Source organism: Pseudomonas sp. FP2335 (assembly GCF_030687535.1).
In the GTDB taxonomy this organism is placed as follows: Bacteria; Pseudomonadota; Gammaproteobacteria; order Pseudomonadales; family Pseudomonadaceae; genus Aquipseudomonas.
The window spans coordinates 4,352,415-4,373,758 of sequence record NZ_CP117437.1; the positions used below are offsets into that span (position 1 = coordinate 4,352,415).

18 protein-coding genes are annotated in these 21,344 nt (G+C 61.6%); 8 read left to right on the forward strand and 10 right to left on the reverse strand.

The features are described 5' to 3' along the window. Window positions 1–10: 10 nt before the first annotated feature. The 3 genes from PSH81_RS19510 to PSH81_RS19520 all read right to left on the reverse strand — a co-directional run bounded on the left by PSH81_RS19510 (window position 11) and on the right by PSH81_RS19520 (window position 7,493). Window positions 11–5,932 carry an NEL-type E3 ubiquitin ligase domain-containing protein gene (locus PSH81_RS19510; RefSeq protein WP_305391321.1) on the reverse strand — a complete coding sequence of 1,974 codons (5,922 nt, stop codon included), beginning with the start codon at window positions 5,930–5,932 and terminating at the stop codon, window positions 11–13. 72 nt (window positions 5,933–6,004) lie between these two features. Next, window positions 6,005–6,595, reverse strand: a complete 591-nt coding sequence (locus PSH81_RS19515) for a tRNA-uridine aminocarboxypropyltransferase (protein ID WP_192297073.1) — start codon at window positions 6,593–6,595, stop codon at window positions 6,005–6,007. A gap of 4 nt (window positions 6,596–6,599) precedes the next feature. Further along, window positions 6,600–7,493 (reverse strand): LysR family transcriptional regulator, encoded by an 894-nt coding sequence (locus tag PSH81_RS19520; RefSeq protein ID WP_003193084.1) that lies wholly within the window; start codon window positions 7,491–7,493, stop codon window positions 6,600–6,602. A 179-nt stretch (window positions 7,494–7,672) separates the two neighbouring features. Here PSH81_RS19520 and speB point away from each other — a divergent pair, with 179 nt between their 5' ends. Genes speB through PSH81_RS19540 form a run of 4 tightly spaced genes read left to right on the forward strand, consistent with a single transcriptional unit; the run spans window position 7,673 to window position 12,041 of the window. After that, window positions 7,673–8,623, forward strand: a complete 951-nt coding sequence (gene speB / locus PSH81_RS19525; protein WP_003175388.1) for an agmatinase — start codon at window positions 7,673–7,675, stop codon at window positions 8,621–8,623. Beyond that, a complete protein-coding gene (locus PSH81_RS19530) occupies window positions 8,623–9,045 on the forward strand; it encodes a nuclear transport factor 2 family protein (protein WP_226454960.1) in 423 nt (140 codons plus the stop codon). The genes speB and PSH81_RS19530 overlap by 1 nt, the downstream gene beginning before the upstream one ends. A 21-nt stretch (window positions 9,046–9,066) precedes the next feature. Further along, window positions 9,067–10,638 carry a cytosine permease gene (locus PSH81_RS19535; protein ID WP_226454959.1) on the forward strand — a complete coding sequence of 524 codons (1,572 nt, stop codon included), beginning with the start codon at window positions 9,067–9,069 and terminating at the stop codon, window positions 10,636–10,638. A 20-nt stretch (window positions 10,639–10,658) separates the two neighbouring features. Continuing rightward, window positions 10,659–12,041, forward strand: a complete 1,383-nt coding sequence (locus PSH81_RS19540) for a sodium:solute symporter (protein WP_192297076.1) — start codon at window positions 10,659–10,661, stop codon at window positions 12,039–12,041. Between the two features lie 353 nt (window positions 12,042–12,394). Here the strand turns inward: PSH81_RS19540 and PSH81_RS19545 are convergent, their stop codons facing one another. Both PSH81_RS19545 and PSH81_RS19550 read right to left on the reverse strand, forming a co-directional pair. Beyond that, window positions 12,395–12,517: a PA1414 family protein gene (locus PSH81_RS19545; RefSeq protein ID WP_003193089.1), complete on the reverse strand. Its 123-nt coding sequence runs from the start codon at window positions 12,515–12,517 to the stop codon at window positions 12,395–12,397. A 142-nt stretch (window positions 12,518–12,659) separates the two neighbouring features. Next, window positions 12,660–13,553, reverse strand: coding sequence for a LysR family transcriptional regulator (locus tag PSH81_RS19550; RefSeq protein ID WP_192297077.1), 894 nt, complete (start codon window positions 13,551–13,553; stop codon window positions 12,660–12,662). Between the two features lie 102 nt (window positions 13,554–13,655). On the opposite strand from PSH81_RS19550, the gene PSH81_RS19555 reads away from it, so the two are divergent. Then, window positions 13,656–14,852, forward strand: coding sequence for an MFS transporter (locus PSH81_RS19555; protein ID WP_226454958.1), 1,197 nt, complete (start codon window positions 13,656–13,658; stop codon window positions 14,850–14,852). Here the strand turns inward: PSH81_RS19555 and PSH81_RS19560 are convergent. The 3 genes from PSH81_RS19560 to PSH81_RS19570 form a co-directional block, all read right to left on the reverse strand. Next, complete coding sequence (locus PSH81_RS19560) at window positions 14,764–16,206, reverse strand: NCS1 family nucleobase:cation symporter-1 (RefSeq protein ID WP_305391322.1); 1,443 nt, start codon at window positions 16,204–16,206, stop codon at window positions 14,764–14,766. The two genes, PSH81_RS19555 and PSH81_RS19560, sit on opposite strands and share 89 nt — an antisense overlap. Window positions 16,207–16,404: 198 nt before the next feature. Next, window positions 16,405–16,803, reverse strand: coding sequence for a DUF2177 family protein (locus tag PSH81_RS19565; RefSeq protein WP_192297080.1), 399 nt, complete (start codon window positions 16,801–16,803; stop codon window positions 16,405–16,407). Between the two features lie 89 nt (window positions 16,804–16,892). After that, entirely contained in the window at window positions 16,893–17,729 is an 837-nt protein-coding gene (locus PSH81_RS19570; protein WP_192297081.1) for a S1 RNA-binding domain-containing protein, read from the reverse strand. Window positions 17,730–18,051: 322 nt separating this feature from the next. Here PSH81_RS19570 and PSH81_RS19575 point away from each other — a divergent pair, with 322 nt between their 5' ends. From PSH81_RS19575 to PSH81_RS19585, 3 genes are all read left to right on the forward strand, one after another. Further along, window positions 18,052–18,231: a hypothetical protein gene (locus tag PSH81_RS19575; protein WP_003193095.1), complete on the forward strand. Its 180-nt coding sequence runs from the start codon at window positions 18,052–18,054 to the stop codon at window positions 18,229–18,231. Between the two features lie 208 nt (window positions 18,232–18,439). Then, window positions 18,440–19,162: a TorF family putative porin gene (locus PSH81_RS19580; protein WP_305391323.1), complete on the forward strand. Its 723-nt coding sequence runs from the start codon at window positions 18,440–18,442 to the stop codon at window positions 19,160–19,162. 66 nt (window positions 19,163–19,228) lie between these two features. Continuing rightward, window positions 19,229–20,095: a DUF6279 family lipoprotein gene (locus PSH81_RS19585; RefSeq protein WP_226454955.1), complete on the forward strand. Its 867-nt coding sequence runs from the start codon at window positions 19,229–19,231 to the stop codon at window positions 20,093–20,095. Here PSH81_RS19585 and copD read toward each other — a convergent pair. Then, window positions 20,092–20,955, reverse strand: a complete 864-nt coding sequence (gene copD / locus PSH81_RS19590; RefSeq protein WP_226454954.1) for a copper homeostasis membrane protein CopD — start codon at window positions 20,953–20,955, stop codon at window positions 20,092–20,094. The two genes, PSH81_RS19585 and copD, sit on opposite strands and share 4 nt — an antisense overlap. Beyond that, window positions 20,952–21,338: a copper homeostasis periplasmic binding protein CopC gene (gene copC / locus PSH81_RS19595; protein WP_226454953.1), complete on the reverse strand. Its 387-nt coding sequence runs from the start codon at window positions 21,336–21,338 to the stop codon at window positions 20,952–20,954. Before copC ends, copD begins: the two co-directional genes overlap by 4 nt. Window positions 21,339–21,344: the final 6 nt, after the last annotated feature.

A 21,344-nucleotide genomic window follows, 5' to 3' on the forward strand; every position in this document is an offset into this window, starting at 1 on the left:
AGTAAGGTGCTTATTGCTGATAGGTATAAGCAACATTGGCGGCACCTGTGAAGTTGGCCCACTCACCTTCTGTCAACGCCAGAAGCAAGCGGTCCTCATCGACTGAGCGCCGGCTGGACAGGTCATTGGCCAACGCCAGGTAAGCCCCATCGCTCAGTTCTGCACGGTTGACTCTATCCAAGGCGTCCTCCAGCGCCTGATCGTAATGCCCCAGCGTGGCTTGAAGACGCACCTGATACTTGGCTTGCAGGAACTGCCGCCAATACGTCTTCTCAATCAGCCACCCAGGCCAGTCCAACCTCGTCTCGCCCGCCAGGATGCCGTTAAGCATCGCGGCAACGCTCTCGGGGCTGGGGGTGCCCAACGTCCGATCCAGCCGTTGATCGAAGCCCAGGGGGAGGTCCAGGGCCGCGGACAAGGCAATTCGGTAAGCCAGTATGCGTGTGCCCGCCAGCTCCGGCGTCTGATGCGGATCGAACAAAAGCACAGCGTTCGTGATGGCCGCCAAGCGGCTGCTGGCCCGCAAACAATTGAGCAGCGGCATCCCATCGCCGTCGCCCCCGGTAAGCAGTTCGAACATTCTGAACTTGAGCTCCAAATTGTTGAGCGACACCATGCAACCGTTCACGCCAGCGCTCATGTCGTACGGATGCTCGAACAGGATCGTCGCCAGTTGCGGGGTGTTGGCAGCCCCTTCGATCAAACGCCAGACTCTGCCGGTGAGGTCTTCTCGCAGGGCTCGGTAACCCACGGCAACAAACTTGGGATCAGCGGCAACACGCTCGATCAGCGTGAAAAACCGCGCAAAAATCTCCCGCCCCTGCAAGTCCTGCCAAAGCGCGAGGTGCGACGGTACGTCCCTGACCGCCAGCACCGCCAACCAGCGGTCGGGACCGGCAGTAACGGGAATATTATGCGGATGCAATCCGAAATGAATGCCAGAACGCCCCGGCTGCTCGCGATAAACACGAAGCATCTGAAGCGTGCCCTGCGACAAGGGGTTGCCGGACAGGTCCATGGCGCGATGGACATCAGCGTAGATAAACAGGTCAGACCGAGTCAGCACTTGGATGCGGTTGTTTGCGAGGTCAAACACCTCCAGCCATTTCAGGGTGACAGCCCCCTTGGGCAGGCTTTCCAACTGAGTGTTGCGCAGGTTCAGATAGCGCAGGTGTTTCAAACCCGCCAAGTTCAGTCGCTGTCCTTGGCGAAGGGGGTTCGAGGACAAATCCAACACGCGCAATTGCGTCAGCTCACTCAGCCGGATCACATCGCCCAGCCTGAACTTGAGTCGATTGTTACCCAGGTACAAGGCCCTCAGCCGCGGGACCTCGGAAAGCCCCGGCGGCATCTGCTCGAACCTGTTGTCGCTCAGGTAAAGCCGCGTCACGCCCGGGAAACAGCGCAGGAAACGCGTAGGCAATTGAGACAGTTGGTTTCGCTTCAGGCTCAATACCTCCACGTGTCCGAAATGCGCGCCCAACGTGGGCAGATCGGTCAGGTCCAGGCCATCGAGATTCAGTTCCTTGACCATGGCCGTCCCGTGAGTCGAGGCCTCCCTGGCCCAACATCGCTGGATACGTACAACCGCCTGCGCCCGGGCCTCCCGCGCGGGGCCCGTCGTGCCATGAAGCCATCGCCCCAGCGCAACGTTCATCGCCTCACGTTCGTTGTAGAGATAGTCGATCATCCCATCGCGTTCTCGAACCGAGTCGCCCGCGTCCCGCCACAGCTGTAGAACCTCGTCGTCGGTTCTCGCCGGATACAACGCGCGCAAGCGCGCCACCTGGGCGCGCTCCATCGGCCTCAGCCCTCTACCGCTCAGCGGATAAGCGATGCGCCCATCCGCAACACGCTGTGGCGGATGGAAATGCGGACGGCGCCCCACACGCCTCTGGGTCTCGGCAAACTCCCATATGCGTTGCAGACGCCAACGCACCTGCTCGAGCAATTCCCCCTCCCCGGCGCCCTGGGTGAACCCCAATGACTGCCGCTCGGCCAGCGGCAGCGCGGCCAGTAACACCTCAAGGAATGGACCCGGGCGTCCCACTGGCTGTCGCCGCCCGTTTGCCTGGGGGAGATAGGCCTGATACTGGTGGGATACCCGCTCCACCATGCACTTGAGCGCTGCATCGAACGGGCCGACGCTGGTCTGCATAAAACCGCCTTGCCACACTTCAACCCGAAGGTGCGCCGGCCAACCGTCTATTTGCGCCAATGCATGCAGGAGCGCGGTCGCACTGTTCTCATCGGCGCTGGCCGGCAGGTGCGCGCTCTCCAGAATCCTGGTTTTGCGCAGGTATTGCACCCACCATCGGATCGCCGAGGTCAGCGTCAACGGGACCACCCCGCTCTCCAGGCTGCGGCGCTCGGCCGGGGTGACAGCGCGCACCAGGTCTTCGGCGACCCGGTTGGTCAAATCGGGGTAGTCACGCTGCAGCACTTGGGCCAGTGGGTCATTGGAATGCCGGCGATCAGGGCACAACGCCTCGAAGAACAGGTGTTCCATCTGCGGCTTGTCCAGCGCCACTTTTGCCTCCAGCACGGTGATCTGATCGGAATGCGCGACGCCCTTGCGCCCCACCAGTGCATCGGCGCGATCGGCACCGACTTCGCCCAGCATCCGCTCGAAAAAAGCCGCACCAACGTCCATACCGGCCTTGACCCGCTGATGGACCGTGAAGCGCTCAAGGGTATCCAGCAGGACGGCGGGGGGAAGCTCATTGCGTACATGCACCCGGCGCAGCATGTCTGTTGTCACCCCGCTGATCCGCAGCACCTGTTCAATCGCATCCGGCCCCAGCGCACGGGCCAACGGCCCCAGTCGATAAAACGGTCGTTGGCCGTCCCAAGTCAGCGGGTCTTCCCATTCATGGCGCCACGCGCCGACGCCGTTATGGGTGAGGGCCGGGGCGTAAGCGTCGCTCAACGAGGGGTGCTGGATGCGCCACGGCTGTGCCGGGTCCGCTTGGGCCACCTTGAAACAGTCGCCTTCGATAAACAGGTAGCGCGCCGAGCCGAGGGCATACAGGCCCAGCGCGTCGGGCTCGGCGCCGATGCGTGAAATATCGTCGCTACGGGCGTACGCCGCGATCTCACGTCGATACGGATAGAACGTACCGTCGGGCGCACGATTGCGCACCAGCGCCTGGGCGACTTGGTGACGCAGATCGCCGATGGCCTGCGCCGCCGAGAGCCCCAGGCGGGCACGGTCTTGCTCTGACAACTGGCTCACGATGAGGGCGTAGAAGCTGTCGGCGCCAGTGAACATCTCGCCGCTGCGGTGCGCCTGTGCGTCATACGCCGCGAACCGCCCCAGGCGATGATCGATCACGACCAGGGTTCGATCTCGAGTGCCCTTGGAAACATAAGGCACCGGCTGCTCGGCCCAGCTGACGACCAGTGCTCGCCCGAGCCCATCACTCAACACGCCATGGGCATACGCGGCCGCCCAATTCTGGGTTTGCCGGTCAAAGCGGCGGCGGTGGAACAGGCCATCGACAATGGCCTCCCGACGCGCTCCCCGACGGGCCGCGCGCAAGGCGTCATACAGCGCTTCAGGCTGCAATTGCGAAGTCAGCAACTGCATCTGTTGGTGTGCCGACAAGGGATGTTCGCGCAGCACCTCAAGCAAGCGCGCCAGGCTCACCTGTGGGTGCAGTGCCTGCAATTGCGCAACCACCGCCGGCATGGACAACTCGTGGCCGACGCGATCAGGCAACAATTGCCGCACGCCCCTGCTGGCCCCCTTGGCCGTCGAGCGACTGGCCCCGGCGAAGCGCGTCAGTGCCTCAAACAACTCGATGCTCAAGGTCTTGGCCAGCGCCGCCAGTTGCTGGCGAATCAGCGGTGCGCCCGCGGCAAAAACTGTCGGCATCAGCGCGGCGATGGCATTCGGCAGATGCACGACGCGACGACTCGTGGGCCCATAGGCGAATTGATAGTTTTCCAGGGCGATGACGGTGACCGTTTCTGTCGGCGGTCCCATCGTATTGGCGCTGTAGCGTCGCAGCTCCAGGCCTTGCTGATTGGCAATGCTCAACGCGGTGTTTGCCGGCCAGTCCGCCAACTGGGTGAGCAGCGGCGCCATGACCTCAACAGCACCGACGGGCGCAGGGTGATCGGGATTGGCGCCCTGGCTTACCCAGTCGATCAACCGGTCAGTGTTGAAACGCTGCACCGCCTCAACCAGTGACGCCGAAGGCGGCGCGCCCTCCCACACTTGGTTCAGGGCAGCATGCGCGGTGGCACTTGAATCGAGCACGGCGTCCAGCGCACGGGAAGGCACATCCTTCGCGCCGAGCATTCGTTCGAGCAACTGCGGGCCCGTCGGGCGCTGAGGGTCGATGACCGTGTGCGACCGCGAGAGTTGCTGATAAAGACGCTGATGCCGACGCTGCACGGTGAACGCCAGCCGGGTATGCATGCGGCCGCTGATCAATAAATCGGCCAGATCGACAAATGCCTGCAGCAGTTCGCCTGGCCGCCCCTGCAACGCCTGATGCCCCCCGCCGATCAAGCCCTGGGTCAACGCGACGAACATGCCAAACACGCGTGCCCGCCCCAGCCCGTTGGGTGCTCCCGGCACCGGAATCAACAACAGGTTGAGGATTTCATTGAGCAAGGCCTGGAACACCTCGATCACGCTCGGCATCAACCCGGGCATCTCGTTGGCCAGTTCTTGCAGGTTGGCGCGGCAACGCTTGATGTAGAAGGCGCTCAAGCAGACCACGGGCACCTTCTGCACCGGGGTGCGCACACTGCCAATGCTCTGGGCCTTGTCGAGCGAGGGAATGGACTGCGCCAATGCGTAAAGCAGTTGGGCGACGTCATTGAGGCCCTGGGGTCGGACAGAAGCTTTGGCAAGCTGCTTTACGCGTGCACAGTCACGCAGTGACATCATCTGATACAGCCAATCGACCTCGCCTCTGCGGTAGAAGCCCTGGAAGGCGACGTGAAATTCCTCACAGGCTTCGCGGTGGCTGGCATGGTGACGCAACGAGCCACCAGGACGATTCGGGAAGAAGCTGAAGGCGCCCCGGCAACCACTGACGGAAAACACGATATGGGGAATGCTCAGGCTGTCGCCGGGGGGCGGGCCGACGTATTGCCCGGTGAACCCCAGGGATTGCGGCAACCAACTGAGGTTGTCCACCCCGTGGGGGATAAACAGCAGCATTTCCTCAACGTTCTCCCAGCGCACCCCTCCCACCAACGCTTGCTTCACGGCCTGATAACACGCCCTGTCCACCCGGCTTGCGGCAGTGGTTCTCAGGGCCTCGATCAGCGCGAATTCGAACTCAGCCGCGGCCAGTGCCATGACCCGCCCGCCCAACTCGGCGGAGGCCGACAGTGCCTGATCCAGACGCGCCTTGAGTTGCCCGCCGAGATCCAGCCTGCGCACCAGCGCTATGAAATCAGCCGCGTTGGCATTGATACCCTCGTCAAGAAAGCTGGCGTCAGCCAACCCCGTGCGGCCGGGATAACTCCAGCCGGTCAGCCCGTCGTAGTTGATGCACGCGGCGTCCCACAGGGTGAGGCTGGCGGTTTTTATCACATCGCCATCGGCGCCACGGCGAACACGATTGGCCGATTGAAGGTAACGCGTATGGATCTGTGCGACTTTCGGGTCGATGTCCTGACCCGTCAGGGATTTCAGGCCTTGGCGCAGCGACGCCAGGGCCTGTTGCTCGAAAGCCAGGGTCAGTTCATGAATGCCTTGTTCCAGAGCGTATTGCGCAGAAACCCACGCCCGTTGCAGACGTACGTATTCAAACCGCTCGTCGTCGTTGAGTTCACCGAGAAAGGCATCGAACTTTACCCGGTATCCGTCCAGGGCCTGCAAGGCAGACCACTGCGCACGCGACATCAGCGGCCCGGGATGCTGCGCCATAAACGCGGCCAACGTGTCAGGGGAATTCGGTTCAGCCATAGGTACGCTCCTTAAATGAACGAGCCTACCCAGTCGCCATCAGCCGCTCCGGTAGCTATGTAGCGCCACGCATCAAGCGTGGTTTTTGGCGAAGACCAAAGGCCCCATCGCGGCGATCTGCCCTTCGATCAACGCCTCGAACGGCTGGAGCAACGGCTCGAACGAAGTCGGCGCCTCCAGCACCTGCAAGGCCTGCACAATCGCCTCGACCGTCGACAACGCCCCCGGTCCCGGCGCCTTGCGCAGCCGATAACGGGAGACGGCGCCTTCGGCCAGGCTCACCCTGGGCAACGCCGCCAGCAACGGGTTGAGGTGCAACAGTTTGCGCGCCTTGCGCCAGGTGCCGTCAGGCACCACCAGCAACAACGGCTGATCGTCAGGTGTATACCCTTGCAATGGCTGGGCATCGTCGCCGGGAAACAACAACCGCGCCTGATAACCCGGCGGGTTCAACAACGCCGGCAAATCAGCAAACACCTCGCCCACCACCAACTGCGCATTGTTCAGCCCCAATGCCGCCAACCGTGCCGTGTTGAGTGCGTGGTTGACCTCGCTCGGGTGCTGCAACAGCAACACCCGGGTGCGGCTGTCGAGGCTGGGTATCAGTGGGCACAGGCAATGGGCAAGAGGCCTGAGGCAACGGGAGCATTGGGGTCTGGACATGGTTTCAGGCCTGGTTGAGCTGGGTTTTGAGCAAGTCGCGAAAGGTCTGGATCAGTGGCTCACGGCTGCGACCTCGGCGCATGATCATCGAGAACGGCGCCTGGTAGCCGAAGGTCGCCGGCAGCAAGACGCGCAAGTCGCCCTTGTCGGCCCAGGCCTGGGCGTAGTGTTCGGGCAGGTAGCCGATGTAGGCACCGGACAGCACCAGGATCAGTTGTGCCTCCATACTTTCCACCGTGGCGGCGCTGTGCTTGAAGCCGTGGCGCGCCAGTTCCGCCTGGCTCCAGTAGCCGCGCCCGACCATGCGCTGCTGGGTGATCACCTGCTCGGGGATGCGCCGCTCGTTGAACAACGGGTGGCGGGTGCTGCAATACAACCAGTGCTGTTCGCGGTACAGCGGCATGTAGATCAGCCCGCTCATGCGGTTGGAGAAGGCGCCGATGGCCAGGTCGAGACGGTTGTCCTGCACGCCCAGTTGCAGTTCGTAAGGGCTCATCACCGACAAATGCAGGTGCACCGCCGGGTGTTCGAGGCTGTAGGCGCCGATGACTTCGGCGAACGGCAAGGCTTTGTCGCTGACGGTGGAGTCAAGCACGCCGAGCTTGAGGGTACCGCGCAACTCGCCTTTCAACGCCGCGGCGTACTGCTCGAAGCCTTCCAACTCGCCGAGCAGGCGCAGGGTTTCCTGATGGAACAGCTCGCCCTTGCTGGTCAGGCTGAACCCGCCCCGCCCACGGTGGCACAACACCAGACCCAGCGCCGACTCCAGCTGGCTCATATAGGTGCTGATGGCCGACGTGGACAGGTTGAGCTCGTGCTGGGCACTGGCGAACCCCTGGTGGCGTACGACGCTGACGAAGATGCGCAAGAGTTTCAGGTCGGGCAAGGCGTTGGCCATGGGGTCTCCGAAGGCACACACATAATCCTGTGGGAGCCAGCTCCCACATTTGAACGGAGTTTACCTCAGGGATTAGTTTAGAAAAATCTGAACTAAGTATTTGCCCCTGCCGATTCTTTCGCCTCGGGGTATTTCGCAGAATCGGCCTCTAATAAACACAACAACGATGAGGCACTCCCGTGGACAAGATTTTCCACCAACCACTGGGCGGCAACGAAATGCCGCGCTTTGCCGGCATCGCCACCATGATGCGACTTCCCCACCTGCAAACCGCCAAGGGCCTGGACGCCGCCTTTATCGGCGTGCCCCTGGACATCGGCACCTCGCTGCGCGCCGGCACCCGTTTCGGGCCACGCGAAATCCGCGCCGAATCGGTGATGATCCGCCCCTACAACATGGCCACTGGCGCGGCACCGTTCGACTCGCTGTCGGTGGCCGACATCGGCGACGTGGCGATCAACACCTTCAACCTGCTCGACGCCGTACGCATCATTGAAGAAGCCTACGACGAGATCCTCGAACACAATGTGATCCCCATGACCCTGGGCGGTGACCACACCATCACCCTGCCGATCCTGCGGGCGATCCACAAGAAACACGGCAAGGTCGGGCTGGTGCACATCGATGCCCACGCCGATGTGAACGACCATATGTTCGGCGAGAAAATCGCCCACGGCACCACCTTCCGCCGCGCCGTGGAGGAAGGTTTGCTTGATTGCGACCGCGTGGTGCAGATCGGCCTGCGCGCCCAGGGCTACACCGCCGAAGACTTCAACTGGAGCCGCAAACAGGGCTTTCGTGTGGTCCAGGCCGAAGAATGCTGGCACCACTCCCTTGCGCCATTGATGGCCGAAGTGCGGGAAAAAGTCGGTGGCGGCCCGGTGTACCTGAGCTTCGACATCGACGGCATCGACCCGGCCTGGGCACCGGGCACCGGCACCCCGGAAATCGGCGGGCTGACCACCATCCAGGCCATCGAGATCATCCGCGGCTGCCAGGGCCTCGACCTGATTGGTTGTGACCTGGTAGAAGTTTCGCCGCCCTACGACACCACCGGCAACACCTCGCTGCTCGGCGCCAACCTGCTGTACGAGATGCTCTGCGTACTGCCTGGCGTGGCGCACCGCTGATGAGCACGCGCGAGGTGCTGCAAGCCGCCGCCGACCTGGTGGCGGCCTTCGCCCGCAATGACCGCGCCGCCTACTTCGGCGCGTTCACGGCCGATGCCAGCTTTGTGTTCTACACCCTGCCCCAGCCACTGCTCAGTCGCGACGCCTACCAGGCGTTGTGGGACAGCTGGCGCCGGGACGAGGGCTTCGAAGTGCTGTCCTGCACGTCGAGCAACGCCGTGGTCAGCCTGCAAGGTGACGTGGCGATTTTTATGCATGACGTGGCCACCGAGCTGCGCATGAACGGGGAGCAATTTTTTAGCCAGGAACGCGAAACCATTGTCTTCAAACGGCAAGGGAATCGCACAGAACAAAAACAAGGCCTGTGGCTGGCCTGTCACGAACATTTGTCCGCTATGCCGGAAGGGCTGCCGCCCCCTTAGCCAATGTGATCGGAGCTGATCATGAATAATAAAAACAACGATAAAAGTATTCGCAAGATAGAAACCAACGGGGTCGAGCAGATCCCGGACCATGAACGTACCGCCGGGCCCAAGGATCTGTTCCGCCTGATCTTCGGCGGTGCCAATACCTTTGCCACCGCCGTGCTGGGTTCCTTTCCCGTGCTGTTCGGCCTGTCGTTCCAGGCCGGGGTGTGGGCGATTGTGCTCGGCGTGCTGGTGGGGGCGCTGATCCTGGCGCCCATGGGCCTGTTCGGGCCGATCAACGGCACCAACAACGCGGTGTCGTCCGGTGCGCACTTCGGCGTGCACGGGCGAATTGTCGGCTCGTTTCTGTCACTGCTGACGGCGATTGCCTTCTTCTCACTGTCGGTGTGGAGTTCAGGCGATGCGCTGGTGGGCGGTGCGAAACGTCTGGTAGGCCTACCGGAAACCGACCTGACCCTGGGCCTGGCCTACGGCGTGTTCGCGATCCTGGTGCTGACCGTATGCATCTACGGCTTTCGCTTCATGCTGTGGGTCAACCGCATCGCGGTGTGGGCGGCGAGTCTCCTGTTTTTACTCGGGATCTTCGCCTTCGCGCCGACCTTCGACAGCCACTTCGCCGGCACCGTCGCCATGGGCCAGAGCGGCTTCTGGGCGGCGTTTATCGGCGCGGCGCTGGTGGCCATGAGCAACCCGATTTCCTTCGGCGCGTTCCTCGGGGACTGGTCGCGTTACATCCCGCGTGAGACGCCGAAAATGCGCATCATGCTGGCCGTGGTCCTGGCCCAGATCGCCACATTGATCCCGTTCCTGTTCGGCCTGGCCACCGCGACCATCGTGGCAGTCAAGGCCCCGGACTACATCGCGGCCAACAACTACGTCGGCGGTTTGCTCGCGGTGGCGCCGAGCTGGTTCTTCCTGCCGGTGTGCCTGATTGCGGTGATCGGCGGCATGTCCACCGGCACCACATCGCTGTATGGCACGGGGTTGGACATGTCCAGCGTGTTCCCGCGCCTGCTGTCGCGGGTCAAGGCGACACTGCTGATTGGGCTGATGTCGATTGCCTTCATCTTTATCGGACGTTTCGCCGCCAACCTGGTGCAGAGCGTGTCGACCTTCGCCGTGCTGATCATCACCTGCACCACACCGTGGATGGTGATGATGATCATCGGCCTGATCGTGCGTCGCGGCTTCTATTGCCCGGATGACTTGCAAGTGTTCACCCGTGGTGAAAGTGGCGGCCGCTACTGGTTCAGCCATGGCTGGAACTGGCGCGGGCTGGGGGCCTGGATTCCGAGTGCGCTGGTGGGCCTGTGCTTCGTCAACCTGCCGGGGCAGTTCGTTGGGCCGCTGGGCAACCTGGCCGATGGCATCGACATCAGTCTGCCGGTGACGCTGGGGCTGGCGTCGGTGGTGTACCTGACCTTGCTGCGTGTGTTTCCTGAGCCGGCTGCGGTGTATGGGCCGGCCTTTGTGGCGAGGGAACTTGCTCCCGCCGGGGTGCGAAGCGGCCCTAAAACAGCAGCCTCCAGCTTCGCAGGCGAGCGGGAACAAGCGCCCTCGCCACACCAAGCTTCGTCATCACAATAAGAAATCGGAGAATCGCCGTCATGGCTTTGGATTTATTCGTCGTACTCATCTACGCCGCCGGCATGCTCGTGCTCGGCTATTACGGCATGCGTCGCGCCAAGACCCACGAAGACTACCTGGTGGCCGGCCGCAACCTCGGCCCGTCGCTGTACATGGGCACCATGGCCGCCACCGTGTTGGGCGGTGCCTCCACCGTCGGCACCGTGCGCCTGGGCTATGTGCATGGTATTTCCGGCTTCTGGCTGTGCGCCGCATTGGGCATGGGGATCATTGCGCTGAACCTGTTCCTCGCCAAGCCGCTGCTCAAGCTGAAGATCTTCACCGTCACCCAGGTGTTGGAAAAACGCTACAACCCCATGGCCCGCCAAGCGAGCGCGGTGATCATGCTGGCCTACGCGCTGATGATCGGCGTGACCTCGATCCTGGCCATCGGTACCGTGCTGCAAGTGCTGTTCGGCCTGCCGTTCTGGATCTCGGTGCTGCTCGGCGGTGGCGTGGTGGTGGTGTACTCGACCATTGGCGGCATGTGGTCGCTGACCCTCACCGACATCGTGCAGTTCGTGATCAAGACCGTCGGCCTGATGTTTATCCTGCTGCCGATCTGCCTGTACCGCGTCGGCGGCTGGGATGAACTGGTGGCCAAGCTGCCCGCGTCGAACTTCAGCTTCACCGCGATCGGCTGGGACACGATCATCACCTACTTCATGATCTACTTTTTCGGCATCCTGATTGGCCAGGACATCTGGCAGCGCGTGTTCACCGCCCGCGACGAAAAGGTCGCCAAGTACGCCGGCACTTTCGCCGGTTTCTACTGCATCCTCTACGGCCTGGCCTGTGCGTTGATCGGCATGGCCGCCCATGTGCTGATCCCGGACCTGGACAACGTGAACAACGCGTTTGCCGCCATCGTCAAAGTCTCGCTGCCCGATGGCATCCGTGGCCTGGTGATCGCTGCGGCACTGGCCGCCATGATGTCCACCGCCAGTGCCGGCTTGCTGGCCGCCTCCACCGTTCTGACCGAAGACCTGCTGCCGCGCCTGCGTGGCGGTAAACAGTCGAGCCTGGCGATCAACCGTTTGTTCACGATGCTGACCGGTGTTGCCGTGCTGGGTATCGCGCTGGTGGTGAATGATGTGATCAGCGCGCTGACCCTGGCCTACAACCTGTTGGTGGGCGGTATGTTGATCCCGCTGATCGGGGCGATTTTCTGGAAGCGTGCGACCACCTCCGGCGCGATCACCTCGATGACCCTGGGCTTTGTGACGGCGCTGGTGTTCATGTTCAAGGATGGCCTGGACGCGAACACGCCGATCTACTACAGCCTGGCGATAGGGCTGGTGAGTTTTGTGCTGGTCAGTGTGCTGTCGCGCAAGCCACAGGCAGCAACGGCTCGCGCGGTGTGATGCGCAACCGGGTTTAGAGCGGTTTCTTCAGCGGGCACGACGTCGGATGTCGTGCCCGTTTTTTTTACCTGCAACTGGCGCCTTGTGGTTGGCCTGGAGGAGTCCGGGACCAGAGAGGCCCATACCCGTCCCTGTGTCGCGCCTGCGGCATATGTTCCACCGGCCACGATTTGATGGTAGGCAGAGCCATGGACTATCGACAATCCATCTGAAGTACCGAGAAACAGCAGCCAGTTTAATGTGGAAGCGGGCTTGCTCGCGAAGCCGGTGCACCAGTCAATCTTTCATCGACTGATACGCCACCTTCGCGAGCAAGCCCGCTCCCACATTGTTAATTCAATGTCGACCAGCGTTTATCTGCGACGCGGCCGGCGCTGCTCATCATCCGTGCGGATCGGCACCGGCTGCAGGGGCGGCTCGATCAGGCCCAGTGCAACACCGAGGTCATGGAGCCAGTTTTGAATTTTCTCTTTCATGGTTGCCCCCTTTGAGGGTAATGCGGGTCGGCGGTCAATTCTTTCGCCTCTTCCTACAGGATAGTAGCCCTAAGTCCTACGCATTGCTTGTACGAAACCACAACGAACTATTACTGAATTCATCGAAATCCTGACGAATCGCTCAAGCACTTGCGCGTGTGTCTTGCTCGAGCCCGACCTTGCCTTCTTGCTGCAGGTCGATCCATGCATTGAGGTTAGCGCCGAGCATACCCTTTCGCCACATCAGCCAGGTGGTCGCAGTGGCAAAATGCCCTGTCAGCGGATGAACGGACACGCTGTCCTTGCCCGGCAGGCTGTCGAGCATGGATTCGGACATCAGCGCCACCCCCGAACCGGCGATCACACAGGCCAGCATGCCCTGATAGGACTCGATCTCGATTGCCCGCCCCATGGCTACGTGTTCGTGGGAAAACCACGTTTCCAGCCGTGTGCGATAGGCGCAACTGCGTCGGAAAGTGAACACCGCACGCCCCGCCACATCCTGCGGCCCGCGCACAGGTGGGTGGTCAGCCTCGCAAATCAACACCAAGCGTTCTTCGCACAGGGCCACACCTTCCAGACTCGCGATGGTAATTGGGCCGTCCACAAAGGCGGCATCCAGGCGACCGGTAATCAACCCTTCGAGCAACTCACCGCTGGGCGCCGATTGCACCTGAAGGTTCACCATCGGATACGCCTTGTGATAGCGGGCCAACAGCTTAGGCAAATGCACCGCTGCCGTGCTGTACATGCTGCCCAGCACAAAGTCGCCGGCCGGTTGTCCGCCCTGGACCGCGCCGTGGGCTTCGTCATGCAGCGCGAGCAGACGGGTGCTGTAGTCCAGCAGCACCTTACCCGCAGGAGAAAGTTGCAAGCGCTGGCGTTCTCGCACGAACAGTTCAACGCCGAGTTGCTCCTCCATCTGCTTGAGCCGCGTCGACAGGTTCGACGGCACACGGTGCAGGCGCTCAGCTGCGCGGGTGATGGAGCCCTCCTCCGCCACCGCCTGGAAAATGCGCAATTGACTGAACTCCATACCTTTCTCCAAAACTGAACAAGTTACTCACTATTATTCAATTTTACAGAAAGTCAATGCGCTTTAGGCTGAAGATCACTCGCTAACCCGCAGGAACACAGCATGTCAGCCCGCACCCGCCTACTCGCCAGCTTTATCGCCCTGATGATGGCCATGGGCATTGGCCGCTTCGCCCTCACCCCACAAATGCCGCACCTGCTGAGTGAGGGGCAGATCGACCTGACCGGCGCCGGGCTGATCGCTGCTGCCAATTACCTGGGCTATTTCGTCGGCGCGGTGGATTCGATCTTCGCCCGCAGCCATCACCACGTACGCGGCCGCCTGTATGGCGGGCTGTGGCTGTGCGTGCTGCTGACACTTGCGTCGTACTGGGCCCACGGTTTCTGGCCGCACGTGTTGTTGCGCTTCGGCACCGGCGTTGCGAGTGCCTGGGCGCTGGTGATGATCACCAGCCTGAGCCAACCCCTGGCGCTTGCCGCTGGCCAGCCGCGCCTGGGGGCGTTGGTATTTGCCGGTCCGGGATTGGGGATCTTGCTGACGGGCTTGCTGGCACTGGTCTCGAACCTGCTGGGACAGGATAGCGCCACCTTGTGGCTGGTGTATGGGGCCGTGGCGCTGGTGATGTTGCTCGCCGTGCTGCCCTACCTGCCCCGGCCGACAGCCACCTCTGCACCCACTGCCAGTGCTGGCCGCAACCAGAGCATCGCCCACTTGGGCTGGATCTACTTTCTGTTCGGCTTGGGCTACATCATCCCGGCGACCTTTCTGTCACAGATGGCCAGTGCGCAGTTCAGCGGCGCCTGGCAGGCCGATCTGTTCTGGCCGTGTTTCGGCCTGGCAGCAGCGCTAGGCGTGGTTGTCGCCAGCCTGCGCCGCAAGGACCCGAACACCACGCGGCGCTGGCTGATGACCACGCTGTGGCTACAGGGTGCCGGTGTGTTCGCCTGCTTGCTGGGCAATGGCTGGGGTCTGGCGCTGGGCGTGTCGCTGTGTGGTGCGCCGTTCCTGGCGTGTATGCAATTGGTAATGGCGCGCTTGAGAGAAATCGCGCCCCACGGCTACCAGCGCAGCACCGGTTTGCTGACTGCCAGTTTTGCCATGGGCCAGTTGAGCGGGCCGTTGCTGGCTTCGGTGAGCAGTCATCTGAGCGGCGGCCTGCACCCGGCGTTGGTGATCGCCGGATGCGGCCTGCTGGTGGCAGGTGCGCTGCTCAGCCGGCAACCAGGGGCACAGGCACACGAAGCTGTTCACGACGCGCCAGCACCAGGAAGAACAGCCCACCCAGGAAGCACCCGGTGAACCAGGCGAAGTTGGCCATGCCTTGCAACGCCGGGGTGAAGGTGATCGCGACACCGACCAATGTCGCTGGCACCAGCGCCTTGACCGCCGTCCAGTTCACGCCGCCATCGAAGTAATAACGACCGCCTGGGCTGTCGTCGAACAGCGCATCCACGTCGATCTGCTGCTTTTTGATCAGGTAGAAGTCCACCAGCAGGATGCCGAACAACGGCCCGATAAACGCAGCGAGGATGTCCAGGGTGTAGTGGATCATCAGCGGGTTGTTGAACAGGTTCCACGGGGTAATGAAGATCGATGCCACGGCGGCGATCATGCCACCGGCGCGCCAGCTGATTTTGTTCGGCGCGACGTTGGCGAAATCGAACGCCGGGGAAACAAAATTGGCAACAATATTGATGCCGATGGTGGCGGTCACAAAGGCAAAGGCGCCGAGCAGCACGGCCATGCTGTTATCGATGCGCGACACGGTGGCAATCGGGTCGTGGAGCATTTCACCAAACACCGGCAAAGTGCCCGAGACGATCACCACGGTGACCAGCGAGAACGCCAGGAAATTTACCGGCAGCCCCCAGAAATTGCCGCGTCGCACGTCGTGCATGCTGCGGCAGTAGCGACTGAAATCGCCGAAGTTCAACGTCGGGCCGGAGAAGTACGACACCACCAACGCCGTTGCCACGATCACCTGACCAAACGCCTGCCAGCCCGACAGGGATTTTTCCGATAGGGTGAAGCTGATATTCGCCCAGCCCGCCTTCCACACGATCCACCCCGCCAGGGCAAACATCACCGCATACACCACCGGCCCGGCCCAATCGATAAAGCGGCGGATGGACTCCATGCCGGCCCAGAACACCGCCGCTTGCAGCACCCACAAGCTTAGGAAACCAAACCAGCCGAGGTAGGACAGGCCCGCAAAATGCGGCTCTGCATACACCGCCATTTGTGGGAAAAAGCGCAGCACCACGATGATCAGGGCGCTGGAAGCCAGATAGGTCTGAATCCCGTACCAGGCCACGGCAATCAAGCCACGAATCACCGCAGGAATATTCGCGCCAAACACCCCAAAGGCCAGTCGGCAAATTACCGGGTACGGTACGGCGGCTTGCTGGCTCGGCTTGGCCACCAGGTTGGCGATCAACTGCACGATGCAGATACCGGTGAGCAAGGCGATCAATACCTGCCAACTGGCCAGCCCCAGGGCGAACAGGCTGGCGGCGAACACATAGCCGCCGACGCTGTGCACGTCGCTCATCCAGAACGCGAAAATGTTGTACCAGGTCCACTTCTGCGGCAGTGGGCCCAGGTCCTGGTTGTACAGGCGCGGGCTGTAGCCTTTGGGCAATTGTTCGGTCATCGCTGGGCTCCTCGTAATACCGGCCTGCGCTGCCGTAGCACTGTGCATACGGTAGGCGGCATGGTTTGTATACGAAGCAGTCAGCAGAATGCGTGCCAATGGCACACAATCCCTACCGAATCACGCCCCAAACAGCTTGACCAATGATGGGATGCGGGGACTTCGCTCAGCAACGGTGCACAAAAATCCTGTACACAATCACTGGCGCACCCGATCTGCACACAAATACCCAAGCGTGCAGCATGCCGCCGTCAGGCAGGTGCCCCAGGCCATGTCCATCAGCGCCAACCCGCCAGACCAGCCGTGCAGCGTGGCCCAGTTGCTCAGGTCATAAGTGCCGTAGGCGACCAGGCCCAACAAGGCCCCCAGACGCGCCGCACGCTGCCAACTCGCGCTGGGCAAGACGACAAACACCACGCAGCCGAGGACATACAGGAGATAGAAGAGTACTGCGGGCACTAAACGTGGCTGATCAAGCATCAGCGGGCCCAGCAGGGATTTGTAGGTCGGGCCCATGAGGACGCCGAGCCAGAGGCCGTCAAGCACCAGGAACGCGAGCAAGGTGCCGAGGTAGGCGAATACTGATTTTTTGGACATGACACACCTCTGGCAGAAGACAGCCTGTCGTGGCGAGGGCACCACCTCCCTCGCCACCACAAGCCCTTTCATACAAAGAGGAACGTCGATCAGCTTAGTTCAATGCGATCCGCATGAATCACGATCTGGCCCTGCTTGTAGAGGGCACCGATAGCCTTCTTGAAGTTGCCCTTGCTCACGCCGAACAAGTTGCTGATCACCGCCGGGTCGCTTTTGTCGCTGACCGGCAAGGTGCCGTTGTTTTCACGCAACTTGGCGAGGATCTTGGAGTTCAGGCTGGAGGCCGCTTCCTGGCCCACCGGTTGCAGGCTCAGGCTGATGTTGCCATCGGCGCGGATCTCTTTGATAAAGCCTTTCTCTTCCTTGCCCGGACGCAGGAACTTGAACACTTCGTTCTTGTGGATCAGGCCCCAGTGCTTGTTGTTGATGATCGCCTTGAAGCCCATGTCGGTGGCTTCGGCCACCAGCAGATTGACTTCCTGGCCCACCTCGTAGTTGGCTGGCGTCTTGTCCAGGTAGCGATCCAGGCGTGCAGTGGCGGTGATGCGCTTGGTGTGTTTGTCGAGGTAGACGTGCACCACGCAATATTCACCGGCGGTCATCTGGCGCTTTTCTTCCGAATACGGCAGCAACAGATCCTTGGGCAAACCCCAATCGAGGAAGACGCCGATACTGTTGACTTCGACGACTTTCAAACTGGCAAATTCGCCCACTTGAACTTTCGGTTTTTCAGTGGTGGCGATAAGTTTGTCATCGCTGTCCAGATAAATGAAAACGTTCAGCCAATCTTCATCTTCACTGGGAATATCTTTGGGGATATACCGATTAGGCAAGAGGATTTCACCGTCTTGCGCACCATCCAGGTACAAACCAAAGTTAGTGTGTTTAACCACTTGCAAGCTGTTGTAGCGCCCGACTAAAGCCATTTCCAATACCCTCGTTACGTGGGCGGCATTCTACCCGAGTTGTGCCCGCCACGCGCGCGCGCCTGAAAAATCGAGGGCTGGCGTGGCGCGGTGGTGGCAGCGCCCCGCTCGTCTGATCATTGCGCTGAATTTCACTGGCGCACATGCCACTCACCACCCAATGGTTTCGAGTTAAAACAGTAAGTTAGGGGCTTATTTCAAGGATAAACTTTGCTTATTTCCTGGCGCAGCACTTATTCCCGGAGGATATTTACCAAGCAATTGTCAAGTATTTCCTGTACGATGCCTGGCCAAGTTAATTTTCTACAGGTTAGTGGCCGCCATGCGCGTAAAAGCATCCAACAGCAAAGCAAAGCCAGCTCCCGCCGTTGAAACCAGCGAATCGATCAACAGCCAGATTGCTGCATTCCTCAAGTCCGGTGGCGAAATCCAGCAAATTGCCAAGGGCGTGAGCGGCCAGACTTTCGGCCCGTCCAAGCAGATCAGCCTGGGTAAAAAGTAATACCGCGCAACACACCTGGTCCCTAAGCGCCTTGCCATCAAGGCGCTAGGACTAGAGCCCGAAGCACCCTCCCGACACATCCAACATTGCGTCAATCGACGAACGGGGCTCAACCCCGCGCATTCGCCGGTATGCTTGCACACGTCTAGCACGGGCATCTGCCCGATTTTTCCCCGGTTACTGCTCCTCGCTTTTCATGGAGTGAAGCATGTTCAAAGCGTGCATTTTCCTGCTCACTGCCCTGGCAGCCAGCCCCCTCGCCCAAGCGCAGATCTTTCAGCGCGAATTGGGCGACTTCGACCTGAAATTGGGCACCACACCCAGCCGCAGCATGGCCCAGGGTCTGGTCAAGCCGACGTCTCCGGGCAGCGACTCATTCCACGGCGGCCTCGACCTGAGCCACGACAGCGGCCTGTACTTCGGCCAATTCTCCCCCAGCATGGGCCTGTCGCCAGACAGCACCCTCGAAGTCGACTCCTACATGGGCTTCAAGCACCCGTTCGACCAGACCCTGGGCTACGAAGTCGGCCTGATCCACTACAGCTATCCCAAGCTAAGCCCCCTCGACAGCCAGGAGTTCTACGGCGGCCTGAACCTGCTGGGCAATCGCTTCGGCGCCTCCTTCAGCAACGACCCGGACCGCCAGGACAGCACCCTGTTCGCCGACCTCAGTGGCACCCAACCGTTCGGCATCGGCGTCAGCCTGAAATACACCACTCATCAGTTGGGCACCCCGGCCACCGTCGACGGTGGCTCCATCAGCAGCTTCAGTGATTGGTCGGTGCAATTCTCCCGACAGTGGATGGGCGTTGACCTGAACCTGATCTACAGCGACTCCAGCCTCAGCGGCAGCAATTGCTCGGCCTACTCCGGACACAACTCGCAATGCGATGGCCTGTTGACGTTGAAGGCGGTGCGGTCGTTTTATTGATGGGCTGAACTGTTGCATCCCATGCGAGTTCACATACCTCAATCCCTCGCGCGAAAGGACCCGCCCATGCTGCAACGGCTCAAACTCCTGACGGTGCTGCTGACCCTAAGCCTGGTGCTGGCCGGCTGCAATCGCGTCGGCCTGGCCTACCGCAACCTCGATGTGATCATCCCCTGGACCCTCAACGACTACCTGGACATGAATGCCGGGCAGAAGAGCTGGTTCAACGACACCCTCAAGGAGCACCTGGCCTGGCACTGCAGCACACAACTGCCGGGCTACCTCGACTGGCTCGACCGCCTGCAACAGATGGCCGACAACCATCAGGTCAGCGATGCCGCGCTGCAAGCGCGAACCGCCGAAGCCAAGCAGGCCATCACTCAAATCGCGCGGCAGATCACCCCGTCGGCCATCGAGTTGCTGCAAGGCCTGGACGACCAGCAGGTGCGGGACATGAACGCGGCCCTGGCCAAGGACCTGCGCAAACGCCAGGACGAGTACCTCAAACCGCCACTGGCCGAGCAAATCAAGGACCGTGCCGAGCGCATGAACAAACGCCTGGATGCCTGGATCGGCCCGCTCAGTGCCAGCCAGCAGGCGCGCGTCAGCGCCTGGTCCAGCGCGCTGGGCGAACAGAACCAGGCCTGGATCGGCAACCGCGCCCAGTGGCAGGCGCAGTTCAGCGCCGCCGTGAGGCAACGCCACAGCGCCGGCTTCGCGCCGAAGATCGAGCAACTGCTGGTGGACCGCGAAAGCCTGTGGACCCCGCAATACAGTGCCGCTTACGCACAAACGGAGGCCGAGGCCCGCAGCCTGATTGTCGACGTGATGGCCGAGACCACGGTGCAACAACGCCAGAAACTCACCCAGAAAATCGCCAAGGTGCGCAGCGACTTGCAGGCACTCAAATGCCTGCAAAGCGCAAAAGGTTAATCCGGCGCCAAGGTGCCCAGCCAGGCGACCAACCCGAGGATCAACACCACGGCGCCAAACTCCACCGCGATGCTGCGGCGCAACGCCCGGGTCGCCGTCGCGTTGTCGCCTGAGGTCAGGGACCGCTGCAACCATGGCGTCAGATGAAAGCGATTGAGCGCCGCCAACCCCAGCATCAAGCCGAACACCGCCAACTTGAGGCCCAACAACAGTGCATAAAGCCCCTCGCTGAGCCCGTCCGGATTCAGCCCGACCACCAGCAGGTAATTGGTCACGCCCGTCACGATCAGCACCGCGACAAACCCCATGCCGACCCGCTCGAAGCCCACCAACGCCTGCGCCAACGCCTCGACATGCGGCGCGCCGGGTAACGACGGGCTCATCAACAACAGCCCGAACGCAGCCAACGCGCCGACCCAACCCGCCGCCGCCAGCAAATGCGCAATGTCGCTGATCAAATGCCACACCCCCAGCGCGCCCTCGTGCATCACCCCATGCCCGGCCCATGCCAGCGTCACCAGTGCGACGCCGCCGCACAACGTGGCCAGCCGGGGGTTGAGCAGCACCACGACCAGCGCCACAAGACGCAGGCACCACGTCCATCCCAGTTCGGTGTGCGCCAGCATCATCTGCACATGCGGCCACAGCGTTTGCCAGTCCTCGGCACCACTCATGGCTTGGGTCATGGACACCATCGACAGCACCGACAGCAGCACTCCCAGGCTCGCCATCCACCGCAGCAGCCGCCTCACATCCAACCGGCAGTGCCTTGCGTAGAGGCCAAACAAACCCAGGCCAAACACCAGCATCAAGTCCAGGTACAGCACAAACCGCAACAACACCGGGATCATTTCACTCATGGCTGGACGCTGAACGCCACGTTACCGAGGATCGGATGCGTATCCGACGACACCGCACGCCAGTCCACCCGGTAGCTGCCGGGCGCCAACAGCGAAGCGGGCTTGATCAACATCACCTTCGGGTCGCTACTGGCCGCGACACTGGCTTTGACCGGCATCGGCGCATGGGCCATGCCGGGCATTGCAGTCATGCTCAGCTTGGCCCCGGAAAACTGCGTCAGCAGGTTTTCCGAGAAGTGCAGCTCTATCACCACCGGCGCAACGCCCTGGGCACCGTCCGCGGGGATGGAGGACAACAGTTTAGGGTGCGCCGAGAGCGTAAAACTGGCGCCCCATCCGACCGACAGCACAGCGCCCACCAACAGCGTTTTCAACATCGACATGCAAGG

Coding starts and splice junctions, on each gene's coding strand:
- PSH81_RS19580 (WP_305391323.1), top strand. CDS start 18,440: ATGTTCAAAGCGTGCATTTTCCTGCTCACTGCCCTGGCAGCCAGCCCC.
- PSH81_RS19540 (WP_192297076.1), top strand. CDS start 10,659: ATGGCTTTGGATTTATTCGTCGTACTCATCTACGCCGCCGGCATGCTC.
- PSH81_RS19585 (WP_226454955.1), top strand. CDS start 19,229: ATGCTGCAACGGCTCAAACTCCTGACGGTGCTGCTGACCCTAAGCCTG.
- PSH81_RS19570 (WP_192297081.1), bottom strand. CDS start 17,729: ATGGCTTTAGTCGGGCGCTACAACAGCTTGCAAGTGGTTAAACACACT.
- PSH81_RS19515 (WP_192297073.1), bottom strand. CDS start 6,595: ATGTCCAGACCCCAATGCTCCCGTTGCCTCAGGCCTCTTGCCCATTGC.
- PSH81_RS19530 (WP_226454960.1), top strand. CDS start 8,623: ATGAGCACGCGCGAGGTGCTGCAAGCCGCCGCCGACCTGGTGGCGGCC.
- PSH81_RS19550 (WP_192297077.1), bottom strand. CDS start 13,553: ATGGAGTTCAGTCAATTGCGCATTTTCCAGGCGGTGGCGGAGGAGGGC.
- PSH81_RS19545 (WP_003193089.1), bottom strand. CDS start 12,517: ATGAAAGAGAAAATTCAAAACTGGCTCCATGACCTCGGTGTTGCACTG.
- copC (WP_226454953.1), bottom strand. CDS start 21,338: ATGTCGATGTTGAAAACGCTGTTGGTGGGCGCTGTGCTGTCGGTCGGA.
- PSH81_RS19510 (WP_305391321.1), bottom strand. CDS start 5,932: ATGGCTGAACCGAATTCCCCTGACACGTTGGCCGCGTTTATGGCGCAG.
- PSH81_RS19560 (WP_305391322.1), bottom strand. CDS start 16,206: ATGACCGAACAATTGCCCAAAGGCTACAGCCCGCGCCTGTACAACCAG.
- copD (WP_226454954.1), bottom strand. CDS start 20,955: ATGAGTGAAATGATCCCGGTGTTGTTGCGGTTTGTGCTGTACCTGGAC.
- PSH81_RS19575 (WP_003193095.1), top strand. CDS start 18,052: ATGCGCGTAAAAGCATCCAACAGCAAAGCAAAGCCAGCTCCCGCCGTT.
- PSH81_RS19535 (WP_226454959.1), top strand. CDS start 9,067: ATGAATAATAAAAACAACGATAAAAGTATTCGCAAGATAGAAACCAAC.
- PSH81_RS19565 (WP_192297080.1), bottom strand. CDS start 16,803: ATGTCCAAAAAATCAGTATTCGCCTACCTCGGCACCTTGCTCGCGTTC.
- PSH81_RS19555 (WP_226454958.1), top strand. CDS start 13,656: ATGTCAGCCCGCACCCGCCTACTCGCCAGCTTTATCGCCCTGATGATG.
- PSH81_RS19520 (WP_003193084.1), bottom strand. CDS start 7,493: ATGGCCAACGCCTTGCCCGACCTGAAACTCTTGCGCATCTTCGTCAGC.